This window comes from Rhodohalobacter sp. (assembly GCF_034521535.1).
Taxonomy (GTDB): Bacteria; Bacteroidota; Rhodothermia; order Balneolales; family Balneolaceae; genus Rhodohalobacter.
Genome location: NZ_JAXHMF010000005.1, coordinates 164,708 through 182,598 on the forward strand (window position 1 = coordinate 164,708; position 17,891 = coordinate 182,598).

Genomic DNA, 17,891 nt, shown 5'->3' on the forward strand with positions numbered 1-17,891 from the left:
TTACCTGGATGAACGTGGATTACCGGCTAAGTTTTTAAATATGGAAGCTGAACGGGAGGAGTAATTTTAAATTTTGAATTATGAATGTTAAATAAGTCAACAAAATGTGTTCCAACAGTCTAGGTCAATTACTACAATCACTGGTTCCGGCAAGCCCAATAACCAAATTTATAATTCAACATTTAGCATTTAACATTTCCAATTATCTAAGTATCGATGCATAGAGATGAACTACATACTTTCGAAGCCTTAGCCGGGACTGCTCAGCATATCAACGAAACACGGGGAAGTAATGCGAAAATCAAGATCTGTGCGGAGTATTTTAATTCCCTGAATGATCTGCAGGATCTGGAGCTTGCGGCTCAGTTTTTGGGTGAAGGGGCGTTTTCAGATGTATCCGGTAAACGGGCTTCAGTGGGCAGTCGCACTTACTCAACGCTGGCCGCTGACATTTGTGAAATTGATTATGAAAAAGTGTTCAAACCGAGTAAAACCGCAGTTGGGAGTTCCTCGGAGACCATCGAGAAATTGCTCACAAATATCCCCGAAGCGCAACAAAAATGGACCCCAGGAATCTCTTTCACTTAAAAAAGTTTCGAAAATCTATGAACGTTTATACGAGGTTTCATCCAGAGCGGACAAGCAGCAGATTTTGAAGGAAAGCTGGCTGCAAATGAGTCCACTTGAAGTGAAGTATTTTCTGCGAATATTGGGACGCGGTTCGCTTCGGATTGGGTTTGAATCGAAAAGTATTGTGTCCTCAATTGCGAAAGCGTTCGGCCAAAAAGTGGACGAGGTTCGGTACGTGCATATGCTTACCGGCAGTATCGGGAAAACGGCCGTGCTCGCAAAAAAAGATCAGCTGAATGAAGCTCAGTTCAAGTTATTTCAGCCCATCGCCTTTATGCTGGCCTCTCCTATTGAAAGTCGGGCCGTAGAAAAGTACAGCGATTATGTGGTAGAAGAGAAGTTTGATGGTATGCGTTGTCAGCTTCATGTTTCTGGCCGGGAAGTGCGTATTTTTTCCAGAGACCTGAATGATATCACCCATTCTTTTCCGGAGATTGTGGAATTCTACCGTCAGAGAGAGCTCCCGGAAATGGTATTGGATGGTGAAATTTGTGTGTATAAAGACGATACCATCATGCCGTTCCAGCTACTGCAAAAGCGCATGGGACTTAAAAAACCATCCCAAAAAATCCTCGAAAAACACCCCACCCTGCTTATAGCCTACGATATGTTGTTTTATGATGGTCAACCGATCTTTGAGCAGTCCCTCTCCGAACGGCGGACGCTACTGGCAGAACTTTCCGAAAAATTTAATTTCCCGATCACCACGCAGACTGACATTCACAATAAAGAGCAGATCGAAGAACTTTTTGAACTCGCCCTGGCACATGGAAATGAAGGGTTGATGCTGAAGCACAAGGAATCGAGCTACGAATACGGGCAGCGTCGGAAGTCGTGGCTGAAAGTGAAAAAACCGGGCGGTTCGCTCGATACCATCATGATGTATGCGCATGCCGGCAGCGGTAAAAGAGGCGGAACTTATTCTGATTTCACCCTCGGTGTTTCCGTCCGCGAGGATGAACGATATGAGGAAGAATTCATCCCCATTGGGAAAGCGTATGGCGGATATACCGACAAGGAATTAAAGAAACTGAATGCACGCATAAAAAAGATAACGGCCGAGAAATATGGGCCCACATTGGGTCTATACCCGGATATTGTAGTAGAACTCGAATTTGATGACATTCAGGTAAATAAACGAACAAAGGCCAACTTCACCCTTCGCTTTCCACGATTTAAAGCCATTCGCTGGGATCTGTCTCCCGATGATGTTGATACCCTGAAGAATGTTGAACAGCAGTATGAAGAAAAGCTGAATCAGGACCGATTGAAGCAGTCAGAGAATCCCTCTTTTGAATTCAGAGGTCAGAGTTAATAGTCAAGTATATCTTCCTGCTTCACGGCAACAACCACCACAAACCAATCTTGCGTAGTAAAGCGTTGCACATTATGGATGTTTTCCAAGATCAGGTTTGATTTGAAGTAGGTCATCTCGCTCATTCGGCTCATCGTATTTTCCTCCAGCTGCCTCTTTAAAGACTGTACGGATATCTTTAGTACTTTGGCCAGTTCCTTGACCGCGTAATTCTTGGCTTTCATCCAGCTTTGAGATTGCCCAAAAGAAGTCACTTCACTTTTACCGATCGCAAACCAGGTATCCCCGATTTTTTGCGGACTTACCATCAGTTCATACACATCAGGCGTGGGCGCTGTGATCGATTCATTTCCACCCGACAAACCCGCAACACACACTGCCTGACCATTAATCTGAAGGGAATCTTGTTTGATGATCTTTTCCCCATAGGTAAGAACTGAATCCTGGATACTCAGCTCAGGGAAATTATAATAGTAGATATCGTCTTTTTTAAATGTCTCCAGGTAAACGGAAAGAAAAAGGTTAGAATTCAGGTCTTTTAAAGCATCCTCACACGCTTTCTCAAATGAAGCTTCCGGATCATATGAAGACAGGTTTTGAACCCCGAACCCATGGAGCGTATTATTTTTATAGAATGAAGAAAGACTTGAACTATCACCCAAAAAAATAGTGCTCTGCGAAAATGAATTTCCACAGAGCACTAGGTTTAATATCAGAATTAATATGAAGTAAAATAACTTCAACAAATAGTTGATTTACTCTTCGATATCTTCATGAAGTCTGTTTTGAAGCTCTTCAAAAGCTTTGGAAGCTTTGAACTTAGTATACATTTCCTCGTCTTTTGACAACGCGTTTTCAAGAGCAGTACGTGCTTGCCCAACAGGGAGGCGAACTAATACAAAGCAGCGGTTGGTTACATTTCCACCTGCGGCTTCGGCACTAAGTTGTTCACAATCAGCGCGATCTCTGGATGCACCATTCATTGTGCTGTTCACAAGAATTTCGCTGGCGTTTGAAAATGTGGAAGCGTAATTGGCATCGGCACCACTTTGCACTTCTTCCTCAAATGATTTCTGAAGAGCAGATACTTTCAGCTCCAGATTTTGCTCCCATAGCCTGTGTGGCAGCTAATTGTGCAGATCGTAGAGCTGTACCCTGCCGTGAAGACTGACCCTCACCGGCTGCATAGAAGAATTCTTCCGTATCATTTGGTGGAGATAAATACCAGTCCGGCATTTGATCGTTAGTACTTACGGGTTCATTACTACCGCAAGAAATTAAAAAAGTAAATACAAATAACGTTGAAAGAATAGATGTTATTTTCATTTTGTTACCCCTTTAGTAGGTTTAATTTTTCAAGTTGACGGTATTATAAAGTGAAATATCGTTCAACACAAATCATTTAATTTGACTCTGTAGATTAAATATTCAATTTTCATTTATATGAAACTATCATAAAATTTTATCGAGGTACTTATGGGGACATTCAATAGAAAAAAGAGAGATTTTGGGCCATTCTCTTAATCTTGTTTTTCGGACAAAGCCTTTTTTCAATTCACGCCGTTGCCCAAGATACAGAATACGAAAAATGGAAACAGCAACAGGAAGCTGAATTTCAGGAATACCAGGATAAGTTTGATGCGGAATTCGTGAAAATGCTTGAAGAAGCCTGGGAAGAAGTTGGCATAAAGATAGGTTCTGATTTCTACAAAGAACGTAAGCCGGTTACCATTCCCAAAGCACCGCCCAAGCCAACCGTTGAGAACGAAACACCAAAGGATAAAACCCCGCTTAAAGAACGCATTACCATAGATATTCCGGATGCTGCTGAATCCGGTCCGGTTTCGATAGAAGCTCCACCTGAAGCAACGATGTACACCGATATCAAAACCCGGAACGCTTCCATTAATTATTTTCATCGGAAGTCCCCCTTACCTATCCCTTCTCAGTTACGGGAAATCTACTCTCCCCGTGAGTTTTCTGCCATGAAAACCGATAGCAAGAAAATTGCTGAGTTCTGGGATAAAGTAAGCCGGATCGACCACGAGCCCATTCTCGATTATGCAAACAGCGTTCGGGAAGATCTTAAGCTAAACGACTGGGGATATGTATTACTGATCAATGAGTTTGCGCATACAATCTATGAAGGATACGACCGCAAACTGGTAAATTTGTATAATTGGTTTTTGCTGAGCCGATCGGGTTACCAGGTGCGTATAGGATATGATCAAAACAACGTTTACCTGCTTTACGCGGTAGAATACAATGTTTTCAATACAAAATATTATACCCTGGATGGCCAGCGTTATTATGTGATTGACCTTGATGAAAACCAGCAAACACCAAGTTCAATTTTCACCTATTCCGGCTCCCATCAACGCCAAAATAAAAAACTGAATTTCAGGATTGAGAAGTTTCCAAATCTCGGGGATGGAACTAACACGGAATCCAGGACACTTACCTTTTCATTTGATGATACCGAGTATTCAATCCCGTTATCCATCAACAAAGAACTCATGAAGTACTTTGAGTATTATCCGCTCACTGAGCTTCCGGTGTTCTTCACAGCATCCATGTCGGATTCTCCCAAAAAATCCATGTACGAAAAACTGGCTCCAATCATTTCTGAAATGAGTGAAGAAGAAGCAGTCAACTTTCTGCTACGGTTCGTACAAACTTCATTTGACTATAAAACCGACCAAGATCAATTTAACCGGGAAAAGTATATGATGCCGGAAGAGACCCTTTTCTACCCGTATTCTGATTGTGACGACCGTTCCATTTTGTTTGCTAACTTAGTTCAGGAATTGGTTGGCTTGGAAGTAGTAGGACTTCGCTACTCAAAACACCTGGCAACTGCTGTTGCTTTTTCTGATGAGGTGGATGGAGATTCTCACTATCATTCCGGAACAAAATATACCGTTGCTGATCCAACCTATGTGAATGCAAATGCCGGAATGACCATGCCGCAGTATAAAAGTGAAAGGCCGGAAATTATAGATCTGCAAAATTGACCCCATTATTTTAGTCGATTTTACCTGTTTCAAGAAAGTGTTCGTAATTAAATTTATGACCTTCAATCCCCTACAGTGTATCGGTATTTTTTGGTTTAATAGCATTTAACATATCACCGGGAGCTCTTTTAGGCAGAATTGGGTTAAATTATTCCCAAACCTAAAAAGATCGATGAAGGAATTTTTACTCCTATAAAATTTTCCCTGTTAACCGTTTGTTTGATAGGATTTTCAGCCTGTTCAGGTGACTCTTCCGAATCGGAACAAAACGACCGAAATGAAAATGCGGTCATCCCTTCTGTGGAGGCAACTCAGGCACGATGTGGTCCCCTTCCATTGGTAGAACGATTCAGTGGAAACGTAAAAGCTGAAAATCAGGTCACTCTGTATGCTGAATTTAGCGGAGTCATCGACGAGGTGTATGTTCAGAATGGAGATTTTGTTGAAAAGGGTGAAGCTTTAGTCAAGCTGAATACACAAGTGCTGGAGCAACAATTACAGCAGGCTAGAGCCGGTTTAAAGATCAATCAGGCGCAGTTAAAACAGGCTAAAGCTAATCTTTCTCGCACCAAAGCAGATTTTAACCGAATTAAACAACTTGAAGAAAAAGATCTGACCAGTCAGGCAGAAGTAGAACAAGCCGAGGCTGAATTACTTTCTGCAGAAGCAGACGTTGAACTATCGGAAGCCCAGGTAGAGCAAGCTGAATCTCCAGGATAGACACAGCAGGAGGAGCAACTTCGAAGGCTGTAATTCGAGCTCCCATTGCACCGGAAACATTGGCCGGCGAAATGCAAAATTGGCATGCAGGTTAATACCGGCACGCAATTATTTCTTATTGGAGATCTGAGTAAGCTTAAAATTGAGTGGTTCTCAGCAGAAAACATGCTGAATAGTATGTCAGTTGGTCAGTCTGCCCGAATTCTGGTAAATGGTAACCAACAAGATAAGGTACTTAAATCGGCGAAGTATCCCGTATCTCCCTTTTCCTGAATGAGGTTACCCGAAGTACTATGAGCCGAAATTGATGTAGATAATAATGATGGCCTTTTGCGTCCCGGAATGTTTGTTCCTGTAGATGTTCTGTTCGGCGAAAGTCGACAAGCTACACTCATTCCAACAAGTGCGCTATATAACGACCCTGATACCGGGCAAGCTGGAGTTTATTTTAGCCCGTTCACTGAGTTCTGAGATTGAGCCCGTCAAAGATTCATCCGACAGCAGTTCACCCCAAGCTATGACAGAACCTGTTCCTGTTGAATTTGTGCCTATTGATGTAATTGCAGAAGGACGCATGGAACTGGGAGTAACAGGAGTTGAAAACGGGCAATGGGTGGTTACCGTTGGCCAGGATCTTTTATCAGAAGGTCGGGGGCGAGCGCGGGTAAGAAACAATGAGCTGGGAGCGTATATTTCAGCTTCAGAGCCTCCAGCGTGAAGATCTGTTGCGGGAAATAATGCAGGATCAGAATGATACATCCAATAACGTAACCCTTTAAAGCGCCCCTTATGCCAATCACAGAAACATCGATCAAACGCCCTATTGCCACATCGATGGTCTTCCTGATCATCATTACGCTTGGATTCATTGGATTTCGATTTCTTCCGGTAGATCTTCTCCCCCTATTGAATATCCCCAGCTTACCGTTGCTACCGATTATGACAATGTAGGTCCGCAAGAGATCGAACAGATCATCACAGAACCCATTGAAAATGCACTGGCCGGTGTTCCCGGGGTTGAACGGGTTCGTTCAAGTTCAAGAGAAGGTGGCAGCCGTGTAACCCTCGAGTTTGCGCAAAGTGTGGATATTGACGTAGCCTCAAATGATGTCCAGCGCAGCTTTAGATCGTGTTACGTCGGAGTATTCCACCTGGAAGCCGATGCTCCGCGTATATGGAAATTCGATCCCAATAATTTCCCGATTGTTATTATTGGGGCCAATTCGGATATGAATCTGGCTAAGCTGACGACCGTCCTGGACCGGGAAGTCACCAAACGGTTTGAACAAATTAATGGCGTTGGTTCCATCGATATCTGGGGCGGCATTGACCGGGAAGTAAAAGTTGATATCAAAAGAGATCGCCTTATTGCGAGTGGACTTACCACAACAGATGTTACAACAGGCTATTGCTCGTGAAAATGCGAACCTGCCCGGTGGAAATGTAGCCTCAGGACTTCAACAGCTTTATGTGAGAACGTTGGGTGAATATAAGTCCATTGAGCAAATTGCAAACACGGTTATCACTACGGTCGATCAGCAACCAATACGGGTGAAAGATGTGGCTGAAGTCAGCTTTGGGTATCAGGATCTGAATCGCCTTGTAAGCATTGATAATAAACCCATGATACGTTTCGGAATTCGGAAACAAACCGGAGCTAACACCGTAGCCGTGGCTCAGGATATCAGAGATCAGGTTGAGCGGATCAACAGGGAACGTAAAGATATGACTCTTTTTGTGACCACCGATCAAAGCGATTTCATCCAAAGTTCAATAGATAATGTGCAAAATGCAGCGGTTTGGGGAGCTTTTACTCGCGGTTTTTGTACTGTATATTTTCTTCAGAAACGGATCATCAACCTTCATTATAGCACTGGCAATTCCAATTTCCATCATTGCCACGTTTGCCCTCCTCTACTTCAATGACCTTACCCTCAACCAAATGAGTTTTGGCGGACTCGCACTCGGAGTTGGTCTTATTGTTGATAATGGGGTCGTGGTTTTAGAAAATATTATCCGGCTTCGGGAAGAAGAGGAAAAAGAACTCGAAGCAAGCGCCCTAATTGGGACAAAGCAGGTTGCCGGAGCTATTGTAGCATCCACTCTTACCACCTGTGTGATCTTTCTACCGGTGGTATTTATGCAAACGGTATCCGGGCTATTATTTCAGGAACTGGCTTTGGTAGTCGTTTTTGCCCTTGTGTGCTCCCTGCTGGTTGCCCTTACTTTGGTGCCCATGCTTTCAAGTCGTTTCCTCACCGTTAAAAAAGGCACCTCCAACAAAAAAGGACGCTTTCAAAAATGGTTCCAGAAGTTTGAAACCCGTTATTCTATAACGCTTGAAAAAATTCTGCAGCACAAGCTTGCTGTATTTGGCATTACCGGAGCACTTGTGGTCGGCAGCTTTTTTGCTATCCCCATCATTCCCGTTGAACTTGCTCCTCAAACCGACGCCGATGAAATTGATATCGATCTGCGAATGGCGGACGGTACCAACGTCGCCGTTCAAAATCTGTATTGAAAGGAATTCGGAAGAAATTGTCAGAGCTACCCTTCCGATGGAAGATGTAGAATTTTTCACAACTGATGTGAGAGATGGACGCTCGGAGATCGAGATTGCTATGGTACCTCAGTCTGAACGCTCTCAATCTACTTCTGAGCTCGCTTCACAGATTCGCGAAAAACTGGAAGGCAAAATACCCGGCGCCGATATTCGTGTTAGTGCGCAGTTAGGTCCTTTGGATCATGCAGGCGTATACTTTGGCGGATCGATGGCGGAGAGGATGTGCAGTTTGAGTTACGTGGCTACGATATTGACAAAGCCTATGAACTGGCTCAACAAATAAAGCTCCGGGTTGAAGAATTGCCGGGAATAGTTGAAGTCCGGTCCGGAAGAAGCGAAGGAACACCGGAAGAACGCATTATATTTGATCGGAATAAAATTGCAGACCTGGGGCTTTCTGTTCGGGAAGTTGCCCAGATCATTCAAACCAATATTGGCGGAAGCCGGGCCGGTTCATATCGTATTGGAGGCGATGAGTATCCCATCACCGTTGCGCCTTCGCCCCGAAGATCGCCTGGGCACACTCGATATCGACAATATTTCTATTACCACTCCTCAAGGGGTGATCCCGATTTCTGCTGTCATCAAAAAAGAAAGTGGGCGCGGACCGGAAGACATCGACCGCATGAACGGTCAGCGTGTTAACCAACATCACCGCAAACCTTGAAAACGGAGTGGCACTTGGGGAAGCCGTTGAGACGATTCAGAGCCAGAGCTTTCCGACTTTCCCGCTCCCCGAAGGCTTCAGTATTGTGTACGGGGGTGAATACGAGGAACAACAAAAAGCCGCCCGCGACTTTTCAATGGCTATAATCATGGCCTTGATACTCATCTATATGGTGATGGCCGGACAATTTGAGCGGTTTCTTGATCCTCTGGTGGTGATGTTTTCCGTGCCATTGGCTATGATCGGCGTAATCCCAGCCCTGTTGCTCACCGAACCACCCATCAACATCCAAAGCCTGATGGGGATGATCATGCTGATCGGGATTGTGGTGAATAACGCCATTGTACTGCTGGATTACATCAACCTGATGCGGCGAGAACAGAAATATGCCCGTGTACGAAGCTGTAATTGAAGCAGGCCGACTACGCCTCCGCCCTATCCTTATGACCACGCTGACGACCGTTCTCGGTCTTCTCCCTCTTTCTTTTGGATGGGGAGCCGGAGCCGAAATTCAGGCTTCGCTTGCACCGCGTTGTTATTGGGCGGACTCACGGCTTCCACGCTGGTGACTCTCGTCTTCATTCCCGTGGTGTATGTAACCGCCGATGGAATTTTGGAACGCGTGAAAGCCCTTAGCTGGAATCCTTTTACCAGCACTAAAGAAGTAGAACTTGCAAACTGATTTTTGACCTCCATTTGCACAAGGCTTCTGTATATTCTGCAGAAGCCTTTTTTGTTTGAGGAGTGTGATACATGATCTACATGATCTGTAAACTTTAACGTGAATTCGATATAAGATATCTGAAGTTGTCACCCCGAGGCGCCTTGTAGTTTGGAGTAGGTTTAGGTTGTATTCCGCGAGGGGTCTCAAGGTTTGCACTGACGAGAGATCTTAAAATTTGAGATCCCTCGTGAAAGGCATTCTAATCCTTGGTAAATTTTGTGCACCACCAATGACAAATGTAAAATAGCCTTATATATTATGCGCTCCCCGTATCCACAACCCCTCTTTGTTTCTCCCCTAAACGTAGGGGAGAATGACGCCTGTAGTGCTCGCGTACTTAATAATAAAATCAGATATGGATACAGTGTGCTCAGTAACACCTGGCCTTAGAAAAAAGAGCGTTAAGAAGAGGACGAAATGAAGCGTTAAAAAATAAATCATACCGCTGAGAAATAAAGAGAACAACGAGCAATTCGGGTAACGGAGCATTGATTTATTTTAGCGAAATGGAGTCCTCTTTAGCTCTTTTTTCGCCCGCCTTGATTTTTTGGTTCGTTTTTTATCAAGAAAAAATGAATAAAGAGTATATAAAGGGATTAGAATTGGTGTGACGGAAAAATTATATCTGTCACCTCCTCAATGGTGTTGCCTAAATGCGGGCAAATTTAGTGGCACGGGATGACAAGTAACATCAGTCTCCGAATTCACTCAAGACTTAAATGATCCTTTCAGACTTTTTTAAACTCTAAAAATTTCCCCATATGAGTACCTGGACTCTAAAATCCAGTCCCTCCCCACGATTGGTTTCTCTGCCTTGATGTAGAATCTATATTTTGATACGTGAGCATGATCCCGAAAAAATATTTGAAGAAGGCTTCACCCGTCCCATTCCCGTCGGCGGTACGGATGTGATCGTCGACCATGCTTTTTAATGGTGATCCGGAAAACCCGGAGTTTCATATCGAATCTCAGGAAAGTCTTTCGGAAGAGGAGATCGGACTGGCGAATAAAAGTCTGGTTAAGATCCTGGGAACAGATATGGATATTCGTCCACTTTATGATCAAGCCAAAGACGATGCTGTTTTGGGCGATAAACTGATGGATCTATACGGACTCAAGCGCATGACACGCGCCAATCTCTTTGAAGATATTCTCTATCGTATCGTGCAAATGCAGATGAATCATAAGCCAACGGCCAAGAAGATGATGTATCAGATCCGTGAGGCCTATGGCACCGCTCTAATGCTGGGGAAACAGTCACTGCCGGCCTGGCCCAGGCCCCATCAGCTTATGAAGGCTGACCCAGCCAATATCCGGAAACTGGGTCCTACCCTGCGCAAAGGACAATACCTGGTAGGACTGGCCAACGACATCGTGGCCGGAAACGTGGATATGGATCATCTGATGGAATGTGAACCGCAGGAATTCTATGACCTCATTACGGACATAAAAGGAATCGGTCCGACTTCCGGTCAGGATCTTATGATGATGCGGGGGCGAACAGATGCCGTGTTTCCTTCCAATAAAAAAGGTGATGAGGAAAAAGGTTTGCGCCGATGGATCATATACTCCTATGGAGAAGATCCCCACAACACCTCAGAAGAACGCTTTCAGGAACTTATCCAAAACTGGAAAGGCTATGAGGCCTCTGCCCTGGAGTTTTTATACGTAAATTACGTGCTGAAGGAAAAGGAAGAACAGGCAAAAAAGTAGAACATAAAAATGAGCCCACACATGGAACGGACAGCTTTTCCGTTTGTGTAATGTAGGATTTTCGAGATTAGTTTGAATTACATCAGATCCAAGCCGGAAGCACCTGAACTTGATGTTAAAATGTGAGAACAAGCTTAATACAGATTCATGAACAAACGTGATATAAAATGTCACGCGGATTTGCGCTGAGTTTCCCGCAGAGTTTCGCTGAGGATTAAAACTGCGCAACTCTGCGTTTCATAGCGTGCCTCTGCGAGAAAAATTAACAGAGTTCTATGAATTCTCTATTATAAAAGCTAACGCTATCCATCATAAACAGCGAGATTTTGCGCTCATTAAAATATTTTGGACAGGTATCTTTGGAAATAGATTATTCAAAAACAAATAACTACACCGATAAAGTATCTTGCGTTATACATTTTAAGTTGTTTGTATAACTAATAGGATTCAGGTTTGGGATTTCTACGGCTTGATCACAAAAATCTTCATCCCGGCAAATTATATTCTCATTTTTTATCCATGAGAACCTAAAGCCGCTCTCTTTTATCATGCCCACAAATTTAGTAATAATGAGTACTACGGTGACCGGCATGATCACCCAAACCATCCACCATTCCATGGTTTGTTCCAGTGGGTGCTGAATGGAGATAAAAACGAGATAGGTCATATAGGCGATGTAGTAGAACAGAAATCCACCGGCTTCAATGCGTCCCAATTGCTTGCCCGGCCAAAAGAGCGGCAGACAGGCTATGGCCACCCCCACCATAATGGGCATATCAAGCTTTATGGCATACGGGGGAGACATTACGGAAGCGCCCATGCATTATCATAAGCCAAGTATGTCAGAAAAATGTTCTTGAGTTACTTTCCCATCACATTGGCCACTGCGGTGTCAGAATCGTTGTGGCGCACGGCCGAAAGTGAGGTAGCTACTTCCGGCAGCGATGTTCCAATGGAGACGATCGTAAGTCCTATGATCAATTACAAGATCCCAAAAATACCCGCTATTTCTACGGCTGAATCTACCATCCATCGCGATCCAAATACTATAAAAGCTAATCCTATCAAAAGAATGAGCACGTTTTTTGAATAGAACCACGCATTCACCGGCTCGTCCAGTTTGGATGGATTTTCTTCATTCCTAACCTGATTTACTTTCCGGTCTTTTCTGATCTGTTTGTACACAAATAAGGAATCAATAACAACGCTGTCAATATGATAAATCCATCAATGGGCGTAAGAGAACCATCCCTGGCCAGCACAAAAAAGCAGAACACTGGCGCCGATCACCACCGGCACATCAATTTTTATGATTCTATTGGTAATTTTAAGCGGTCTAACTAAGCCCGCAATCCCCAGTATCAGCAGAATATTAGCGATGTTACTCCCCAGGATATTCCCAAGAACCAGATCCGGTTTCCCTTCTGCTGCCGCTTGCAAACTGATGGCTAACTCAGGAGCTCCGGTCGCAAAAGCCACTACCGTCAACCCCATTACCACGGGAGATACACTCCAGGCCAGGCCAAATTTATCAACCGAGTTAGAAACAACTCTGCGCCCGCTATCAGCATAACTAAACCAAGAATAAAAAATACCATCATAGAAATGGTTGTGTTTTTTTGTAGCCAAAATTACCATAAATATAAACGTACAAAGTGAAATTCTACTAAAGGATATTTTCTCTTTTATCAAATTCCGTGTGTTGCTACTATATTCTATGTCGCTTTGTATATTGATTCCTCAAATTTTAATAAACATCTTTCTATGAACCTGTCGAAATTATTATTCCCCTTTTTCTCTTTGCGCTCTTCTTATCGGCCACCAGTTTTGCTCAACAAATAATCATCCATGCCGGAACGCTGATGGATGGCGTCTCCGATGAACCGAGGGCAGAAGTCAGCATCCTGATCTCCGATAACAAGATCACAGGAATTGAAGATGGATTTGTAAGCGGCAGCGATAATACACAGATCATTGACCTGAGTAATAAAACCGTACTTCCCGGATTGATAGACCTGCACGTGCATCTCGAAAGCGAAACCAATCCCAAGAAATACATGGAGCAATTTACTTTTGATGAAGCAGATTTTGCATTTCGCTCCACCGCCTACGCCAAACGAACGCTGATGGCAGGCTTCACCACTGTTCGTGAATTGGGCGGCTGGGGTGTTGAGATACCTCCCTCCGTGATGCCATCAACCAGGGATTTGTGGACCGGACCAAGAGTGATCTCCGTAGGAAAATCTATAGCTACCACCGGTGGACATGCGGACCCTACCAACGGCTGGAAACAAGACCTGATGGGAAATCCGGGTCCCAGAGAAGGAGTTATCAATGGAGAAGATGAAGCACGGCAAGCGGTACGTCAGCGCTATCAAGACAGGAGCCGATCAGTACTAAGATCACCGCAACCGGTGGTGTTTTGCAGAGTGTTGCCAAATCGGGAGATGCCCCGCAATTTTTCATGGATGAAGTGAACGCTATTGTAGAAACGGCCAACCAGTATGGCATGCACGTTGCCGCTCACGCACACGGAGCTGAAGGGATGAAACGCGCTGTTGAAGCCGGAGTCCTGACTATTGAACACGGCACGCACATGACCGAAGAGGTGATGGATCTGATGATTGAGAAAGGCACTTATTACGTCCCTACTATTTCTGCCGGGAAATGGGTAGCCGAAAAAGCCAAGGTAGATGGATATTACCCGGAAGTGGTCGTTCCAAAAGCGCTCGAAATTGGACCCAAAATTCAAAGTACCTTCGAAAAAGCCTACAAACGGGGCGTTAACATTGCCTTTGGAACCGATGCCGGTGTTTTTCCCCATGGATTAAATGGACGAGAATTTGGTTATATGACCGAAGTGGGAATGCCTGCCATGGAAGCCATCAAAAGTGCGACTACGGTAGCTGCCACGGTGTTAGGGCTGCATGATGAAATTGGAAGCATCGAAGTTGGGAAAATGGCTGATATCGTTGCAACGGACGCCAATCCCCTGGAAGATATCAGCACCTTCGAAAATGTTTCCTTTGTGATGAAGGCCGGTAAAGTTTACAAGCAATAGATATTCACTGATCAATAGCGTCCTAAACGGAAGGTTTCAAAAAGAAAACAGGGGTATGTTGCTGGTGGTAATTTTTAATCTCGCAGATTCACCAGAAGATTTGGATAAATAATTATCAGCGGAAGCTCTTTGCGATTGAATCAGCGAGCCTCTGCGAGGAATAATGGGCTATTATATGTCAAATAAAACATCACCTCCTTGATTACAAAAAACCTGGATCTTTAAAAATCACATTATTAATCAATTTATTAACTGATAAGCCATTATAATTATTTATGAAAGCTGAAGAACTCAAAGAAGTACAGGCGCCTTTAAAACAAAAATACAAAGATCAGCCTAAAGAGGCCCTGGTGACCCTGAAAGCTACCTCAAAAATTGGGGATGGCATCACCTGTAAAGTGGAAACCGGGAAAGCAATGGTGGATGCCGGACTTCACCCTGCTACCGGTGGCGATGGACTATCGGTCTGCTCCGGAGATATGCTGCTCGAAGCACTTACAGCCTGCGCCGGCGTTACCTTGAAGGCCGTAGCAACATCCATAGATTTTGATCTGAAGGATGCAAAAATTCATGCTGAAGGCGATCTAGACTTCCGCGGGACTCTTTCTGTTGACAAAGAAGCGCCGGTTGGATTCAAAAATATTCGCCTTCAATTTGATCTTCAAACCAGAGGAGCCCCAGAGACAAAAGTGATACCCTCATTAAACTTACCGAGCGATTTTGCGTAGTCTATCAAACCCTGAAAACCGGGAATAATATCTGAGACTTGCGGTAGCTTAAAAAACCTTGAATCAGAAACCACTTTTCGCTATGAGCATAATCAGAATTATTTTTGCTATCATACTTCCACCCCTTGGCGTATTCCTGACTGTTGGAATTCGCGGAGCTTTCTGGCTGAACATCTTGCTAACTATTCTCGGATTTCTGCCGGGCATCATCCATGCCATTTGGGTGATCGCAAAACATGATGAGTAACAAATAGTTAGCTTTATTTTTCAAAAGTGCATCTTATTTTGTAGGATGTAGTGAAATTTTAATAAACCCTTTGACCATGACCGTACAAGACTATTAAAGACTCAACTCGAGTGCCAGATAAACCCATCGCTAAATCGTTTCATACCGGCGATCATTTCAAAGTATTACTTTTCGGACTTCAATAAAGGGATGAAACTTGGAAGATCATACCGCAGAATCACCCCACAAAGTTATTGGTGCTTGAAGGTGAGGTCATCTATCATCAAACCAAAAAAGATGTGAGTATGAAACAATTTGACGAGATTGATATTCCCGCTGAAGTTGCGCACTCTGTGGCTGCTTTGGAAGATAGCGTGGTGCTGCTAACGCAAGGATAATTCATAAAAGCAGAAACTTTCTTTTAGTAGCACGCAGCAGTTCTCCCTTTAATCATAGGAATATACCTGATCTGTTATTTATTTAGGATATGCTTAGAAGAAGCTTTGACAAGGAATAATCGTGTTACAGTTTTTATGACCCAATGGCTCATTCGGCTTCTGGCCTTAGAAAAGAGCGTTAAAAGAAATCATTTGGCAGATTGCTTATCTCGAATTAACGTAATCAATTTTCAGAAACCATGTCGGAAAATAAAAGAGAATCGACAAGGGAAAGGGCCATCAAAAATTCCGCATACACGATAACTCTGGGAGTGTTTCCGATGGACATTTTTTGGAGCTTTTGAAAGGGAATGAAGAATTTAGAGGCTGGTACGACAGACGTCTGCAAGAATGTCCGTTCGAAGCTTTCTTTTGGGAAAACCGCCCCATGACCCGCGAAAATCTGGATGAACCATATGAATATAATCTTGTGGAAAGTGACTTTCTTGCCCGCGTTTCACCGGATGCTCAGACCTTTCGATCTCATTTCAAACCGGGCCGTGAAGTGGTTTCTTTTCCAAATTTAGGAAATGATGCAGAACTCATTGCCCCTTGCCCTGTTTCTGATAATTCCGTTTACCCCCACATTGGAAGTTTTGTGCGCAAAGCGCCTGAATCTCAGATTAGGCAAAAATTCTGGAAAATGGTGGGCAGTGAAATGACTCACCGGATTGGCGCTAAACCGAAATGGCTGAGCACTTCAGGACTGGGTGTTTTTTGGCTACATGCCCGAATTGATTCCCAGCCCAAAGTACTATCAAACCAGCGAATACAAGAAGCTGTAGCCTGATTATTGTATCTCTGACATCAGCATCAGTTTTGAACCGTCAGCCCTTGTTCCTCCAGTTCTTCAAAAACAGGGATCAGGTATGTCCCTACTGCGGTTTGTCTGTTCACATCAAAGTTCCGCCAGGTACTTTCCCTTTCGGGATTTCCCGTCATTTCTATTCTGCTTAGCCATGACTTAAGCATCACTTTAGATCCACTTTCAGCCTCATCAACTTCAACAGATAACTTGTATCGTTCGTCACTTTCCTCTCCCATAATTGCACCTCCGCTAACAGAAGATGAACTGCCCGTTTCCCGCCAGTCAGTTTCAAGAGTGAAGTTATCCTCATCTTGATTTTCAATTGACCACCCCTGATCCAGATTGATAGGAAGCTGAGAATTATCAAAAATCTCCACTGCGGTATCATAGGCCGTCTGAGCATCTTCCTCATACACTTGATACGTGATGCCCTGTTGTCCCGTCTCAGGCAACATGTACACTGAACTGCTGCCACACATCCTGCTATTAAAATAGAACCGGTATAATCCATGCTAATCGTTTCATATGTACCCTTTGTTTGCATATTATTTTGCACTTACAAAAAATTAATAAAATGGCGGAACTCAAAACCAAGGTAGAATAGCGTATAAAAAAAACTCGCTACGACGCAAAGCATCATAGCGAGTTTTAAACCTAAGTATAAGCCGATTCCTAAAACCTAAACACTAACACCTAACGAACCTTACTTAACCAGCATCATCTTCTTAGTGATCTGCTGTCCGTTGGCAGTAGAAAGTCTGTACATATACAAACCACTTGAAAGATTTCCAGCATCAAAAGTCACATTATGACTTCCGGCCGACATTCTTTCATTATTCACCAGGGTAGCTACTTCACGTCCCAGCATATCATAAACTTCCAGCGTCACCGTGCTGTTTTCAGCTAACTGATAACTAATTACGGTACTTGGGTTGAATGGATTTGGATAGTTTTGATCGAGGCTGAAGTTCACCGGAGTTTCAGAGAGCTCTTCGTTACTCACAACCGTCTCAAACTGGAAGCGTGTCCAAACAGGATAGTGATCAGAAGTGGAGCTGAGATAACTGCCAATGTAATTGGTGTTCTCAACCCGTTCCGTTCCTACGATATACTCATCCGACAGTTCGGAAGTGATGGTGATATGATCGATAAATGAACCGATGGACTGAGACGCAAATCCACGCTCTTCCAGGCTTTGGGTAATGACGGTATACTCGTCATCATCCACAAAGTTTTTATAGGGAGACTCCTGTACCGGACGTAAATTGAGCCTGTACTCGTATCA

General features: G+C 43.8%; 26 protein-coding genes and 1 pseudogene. 18 read left to right on the plus strand and 9 right to left on the minus strand.

The genetic code is table 11. The annotated features are described in order from the left end of the window. The first annotated feature begins 216 nt into the window (after positions 1–216). Positions 217–588 carry a hypothetical protein gene (locus U5K35_RS07555; protein WP_322570850.1) on the plus strand — a complete coding sequence of 124 codons (372 nt, stop codon included), beginning with the start codon at positions 217–219 and terminating at the stop codon, positions 586–588. After that, positions 500–1,945 carry an ATP-dependent DNA ligase gene (locus U5K35_RS07560; RefSeq protein WP_322570851.1) on the plus strand — a complete coding sequence of 482 codons (1,446 nt, stop codon included), beginning with the start codon at positions 500–502 and terminating at the stop codon, positions 1,943–1,945. The genes U5K35_RS07555 and U5K35_RS07560 overlap by 89 nt, the downstream gene beginning before the upstream one ends. On the opposite strand, the gene U5K35_RS07565 is transcribed toward U5K35_RS07560, so the two are convergent. The 3 genes from U5K35_RS07565 to U5K35_RS07575 all read right to left on the minus strand — a co-directional run bounded on the left by U5K35_RS07565 (position 1,942) and on the right by U5K35_RS07575 (position 3,271). Beyond that, positions 1,942–2,607, minus strand: a complete 666-nt coding sequence (locus tag U5K35_RS07565) for a hypothetical protein (RefSeq protein ID WP_322570852.1) — start codon at positions 2,605–2,607, stop codon at positions 1,942–1,944. The genes U5K35_RS07560 and U5K35_RS07565 overlap by 4 nt on opposite strands. 93 nt (positions 2,608–2,700) lie before the next feature. Further along, positions 2,701–3,000 (minus strand): hypothetical protein, encoded by a 300-nt coding sequence (locus U5K35_RS07570; protein WP_322570853.1) that lies wholly within the window; start codon positions 2,998–3,000, stop codon positions 2,701–2,703. A gap of 7 nt (positions 3,001–3,007) precedes the next feature. After that, positions 3,008–3,271 carry a hypothetical protein gene (locus U5K35_RS07575; protein WP_322570854.1) on the minus strand — a complete coding sequence of 88 codons (264 nt, stop codon included), beginning with the start codon at positions 3,269–3,271 and terminating at the stop codon, positions 3,008–3,010. A 200-nt stretch (positions 3,272–3,471) separates the two neighbouring features. On the opposite strand from U5K35_RS07575, the gene U5K35_RS07580 reads away from it, so the two are divergent. From U5K35_RS07580 to U5K35_RS07630, 11 genes are all read left to right on the plus strand, one after another. Next, positions 3,472–4,959 carry a hypothetical protein gene (locus U5K35_RS07580; RefSeq protein ID WP_322570855.1) on the plus strand — a complete coding sequence of 496 codons (1,488 nt, stop codon included), beginning with the start codon at positions 3,472–3,474 and terminating at the stop codon, positions 4,957–4,959. A 219-nt stretch (positions 4,960–5,178) separates the two neighbouring features. After that, positions 5,179–5,679, plus strand: coding sequence for an efflux RND transporter periplasmic adaptor subunit (locus tag U5K35_RS07585; RefSeq protein ID WP_322570856.1), 501 nt, complete (start codon positions 5,179–5,181; stop codon positions 5,677–5,679). A 403-nt stretch (positions 5,680–6,082) separates the two neighbouring features. Next, a complete protein-coding gene (locus U5K35_RS07590; RefSeq protein WP_322570857.1) occupies positions 6,083–6,397 on the plus strand; it encodes a hypothetical protein in 315 nt (104 codons plus the stop codon). Positions 6,398–6,584: 187 nt separating this feature from the next. Continuing rightward, complete coding sequence (locus U5K35_RS07595) at positions 6,585–7,097, plus strand: efflux RND transporter permease subunit (RefSeq protein ID WP_322571752.1); 513 nt, start codon at positions 6,585–6,587, stop codon at positions 7,095–7,097. Beyond that, positions 7,072–7,605 (plus strand): efflux RND transporter permease subunit, encoded by a 534-nt coding sequence (locus U5K35_RS07600; RefSeq protein ID WP_322570858.1) that lies wholly within the window; start codon positions 7,072–7,074, stop codon positions 7,603–7,605. The genes U5K35_RS07595 and U5K35_RS07600 overlap by 26 nt, the downstream gene beginning before the upstream one ends. Then, a complete protein-coding gene (locus U5K35_RS07605) occupies positions 7,547–8,200 on the plus strand; it encodes an efflux RND transporter permease subunit (protein WP_322571753.1) in 654 nt (217 codons plus the stop codon). Before U5K35_RS07600 ends, U5K35_RS07605 begins: the two co-directional genes overlap by 59 nt. 37 nt (positions 8,201–8,237) lie before the next feature. Then, the gene (locus tag U5K35_RS07610; protein WP_322570859.1) at positions 8,238–8,525 is read left to right on the plus strand and encodes a hypothetical protein; all 288 of its coding nucleotides are present in this window, start codon (positions 8,238–8,240) and stop codon (positions 8,523–8,525) included. Continuing rightward, positions 8,465–8,887 carry an efflux RND transporter permease subunit gene (locus U5K35_RS07615; RefSeq protein ID WP_322570860.1) on the plus strand — a complete coding sequence of 141 codons (423 nt, stop codon included), beginning with the start codon at positions 8,465–8,467 and terminating at the stop codon, positions 8,885–8,887. Before U5K35_RS07610 ends, U5K35_RS07615 begins: the two co-directional genes overlap by 61 nt. After that, positions 8,881–9,321: an efflux RND transporter permease subunit gene (locus U5K35_RS07620; RefSeq protein ID WP_322570861.1), complete on the plus strand. Its 441-nt coding sequence runs from the start codon at positions 8,881–8,883 to the stop codon at positions 9,319–9,321. The genes U5K35_RS07615 and U5K35_RS07620 overlap by 7 nt, the downstream gene beginning before the upstream one ends. Further along, positions 9,296–9,478, plus strand: a complete 183-nt coding sequence (locus U5K35_RS07625) for an efflux RND transporter permease subunit (protein ID WP_322570862.1) — start codon at positions 9,296–9,298, stop codon at positions 9,476–9,478. The genes U5K35_RS07620 and U5K35_RS07625 overlap by 26 nt, the downstream gene beginning before the upstream one ends. A gap of 1,076 nt (positions 9,479–10,554) precedes the next feature. Next, positions 10,555–11,346, plus strand: a complete 792-nt coding sequence (locus tag U5K35_RS07630) for a hypothetical protein (RefSeq protein ID WP_322570863.1) — start codon at positions 10,555–10,557, stop codon at positions 11,344–11,346. Positions 11,347–11,734: 388 nt separating this feature from the next. Here the strand turns inward: U5K35_RS07630 and U5K35_RS07635 are convergent, their stop codons facing one another. The 4 genes from U5K35_RS07635 to U5K35_RS07645 are packed head-to-tail and all read right to left on the minus strand — an operon-like array spanning position 11,735 to position 13,038. Next, positions 11,735–12,151: a hypothetical protein gene (locus U5K35_RS07635; RefSeq protein ID WP_322570864.1), complete on the minus strand. Its 417-nt coding sequence runs from the start codon at positions 12,149–12,151 to the stop codon at positions 11,735–11,737. Positions 12,152–12,207: 56 nt separating this feature from the next. Continuing rightward, positions 12,208–12,327 (minus strand): hypothetical protein, encoded by a 120-nt coding sequence (locus U5K35_RS19645; RefSeq protein WP_416221601.1) that lies wholly within the window; start codon positions 12,325–12,327, stop codon positions 12,208–12,210. Continuing rightward, positions 12,328–12,531 (minus strand): hypothetical protein, encoded by a 204-nt coding sequence (locus tag U5K35_RS19650; RefSeq protein WP_416221602.1) that lies wholly within the window; start codon positions 12,529–12,531, stop codon positions 12,328–12,330. Positions 12,532–12,573: 42 nt separating this feature from the next. Continuing rightward, a complete protein-coding gene (locus tag U5K35_RS07645) occupies positions 12,574–13,038 on the minus strand; it encodes a hypothetical protein (protein ID WP_322570866.1) in 465 nt (154 codons plus the stop codon). A 170-nt stretch (positions 13,039–13,208) separates the two neighbouring features. On the opposite strand from U5K35_RS07645, the gene U5K35_RS19655 reads away from it, so the two are divergent. The 5 genes and pseudogenes from U5K35_RS19655 to U5K35_RS07665 all read left to right on the plus strand — a co-directional run bounded on the left by U5K35_RS19655 (position 13,209) and on the right by U5K35_RS07665 (position 16,588). Further along, positions 13,209–13,823, plus strand: a complete 615-nt coding sequence (locus U5K35_RS19655; RefSeq protein WP_416221603.1) for an amidohydrolase family protein — start codon at positions 13,209–13,211, stop codon at positions 13,821–13,823. Next, complete coding sequence (locus tag U5K35_RS19660; protein ID WP_416221604.1) at positions 13,769–14,407, plus strand: amidohydrolase family protein; 639 nt, start codon at positions 13,769–13,771, stop codon at positions 14,405–14,407. Before U5K35_RS19655 ends, U5K35_RS19660 begins: the two co-directional genes overlap by 55 nt. Positions 14,408–14,682: 275 nt before the next feature. Beyond that, a pseudogene (locus U5K35_RS07655) lies at positions 14,683–15,170 on the plus strand (OsmC family protein). A 47-nt stretch (positions 15,171–15,217) separates the two neighbouring features. After that, the gene (locus U5K35_RS07660) at positions 15,218–15,382 is read left to right on the plus strand and encodes a YqaE/Pmp3 family membrane protein (RefSeq protein ID WP_322570868.1); all 165 of its coding nucleotides are present in this window, start codon (positions 15,218–15,220) and stop codon (positions 15,380–15,382) included. A 708-nt stretch (positions 15,383–16,090) separates the two neighbouring features. Next, positions 16,091–16,588, plus strand: a complete 498-nt coding sequence (locus U5K35_RS07665) for a DUF6940 family protein (RefSeq protein ID WP_322570869.1) — start codon at positions 16,091–16,093, stop codon at positions 16,586–16,588. Positions 16,589–16,611: 23 nt separating this feature from the next. On the opposite strand, the gene U5K35_RS07670 is transcribed toward U5K35_RS07665, so the two are convergent. Next, complete coding sequence (locus U5K35_RS07670) at positions 16,612–17,061, minus strand: hypothetical protein (protein WP_322570870.1); 450 nt, start codon at positions 17,059–17,061, stop codon at positions 16,612–16,614. 248 nt (positions 17,062–17,309) lie between these two features. Next, positions 17,310–17,834 carry a T9SS type A sorting domain-containing protein gene (locus U5K35_RS07675; protein WP_322570871.1) on the minus strand — a complete coding sequence of 175 codons (525 nt, stop codon included), beginning with the start codon at positions 17,832–17,834 and terminating at the stop codon, positions 17,310–17,312. Between the last annotated feature and the right edge of the window lie 57 nt (positions 17,835–17,891).

What these genes read in the sequence shown, in the direction of transcription:
- U5K35_RS07635 (WP_322570864.1), bottom strand. Translation starts at nt 12,151, where the DNA reads ATGTCTCCCCCGTATGCCATAAAGCTTGATATGCCCATTATGGTGGGG.
- U5K35_RS07575 (WP_322570854.1), bottom strand. Translation starts at nt 3,271, where the DNA reads ATGAAAATAACATCTATTCTTTCAACGTTATTTGTATTTACTTTTTTA.
- U5K35_RS07660 (WP_322570868.1), top strand. Translation starts at nt 15,218, where the DNA reads ATGAGCATAATCAGAATTATTTTTGCTATCATACTTCCACCCCTTGGC.
- U5K35_RS19655 (WP_416221603.1), top strand. Translation starts at nt 13,209, where the DNA reads ATGGATGGCGTCTCCGATGAACCGAGGGCAGAAGTCAGCATCCTGATC.
- U5K35_RS07625 (WP_322570862.1), top strand. Translation starts at nt 9,296, where the DNA reads ATGCCCGTGTACGAAGCTGTAATTGAAGCAGGCCGACTACGCCTCCGC.
- U5K35_RS07600 (WP_322570858.1), top strand. Translation starts at nt 7,072, where the DNA reads ATGTTACAACAGGCTATTGCTCGTGAAAATGCGAACCTGCCCGGTGGA.
- U5K35_RS07555 (WP_322570850.1), top strand. Translation starts at nt 217, where the DNA reads ATGCATAGAGATGAACTACATACTTTCGAAGCCTTAGCCGGGACTGCT.
- U5K35_RS07630 (WP_322570863.1), top strand. Translation starts at nt 10,555, where the DNA reads ATGCTTTTTAATGGTGATCCGGAAAACCCGGAGTTTCATATCGAATCT.
- U5K35_RS07670 (WP_322570870.1), bottom strand. Translation starts at nt 17,061, where the DNA reads ATGTTGCCTGAGACGGGACAACAGGGCATCACGTATCAAGTGTATGAG.
- U5K35_RS07610 (WP_322570859.1), top strand. Translation starts at nt 8,238, where the DNA reads ATGGAAGATGTAGAATTTTTCACAACTGATGTGAGAGATGGACGCTCG.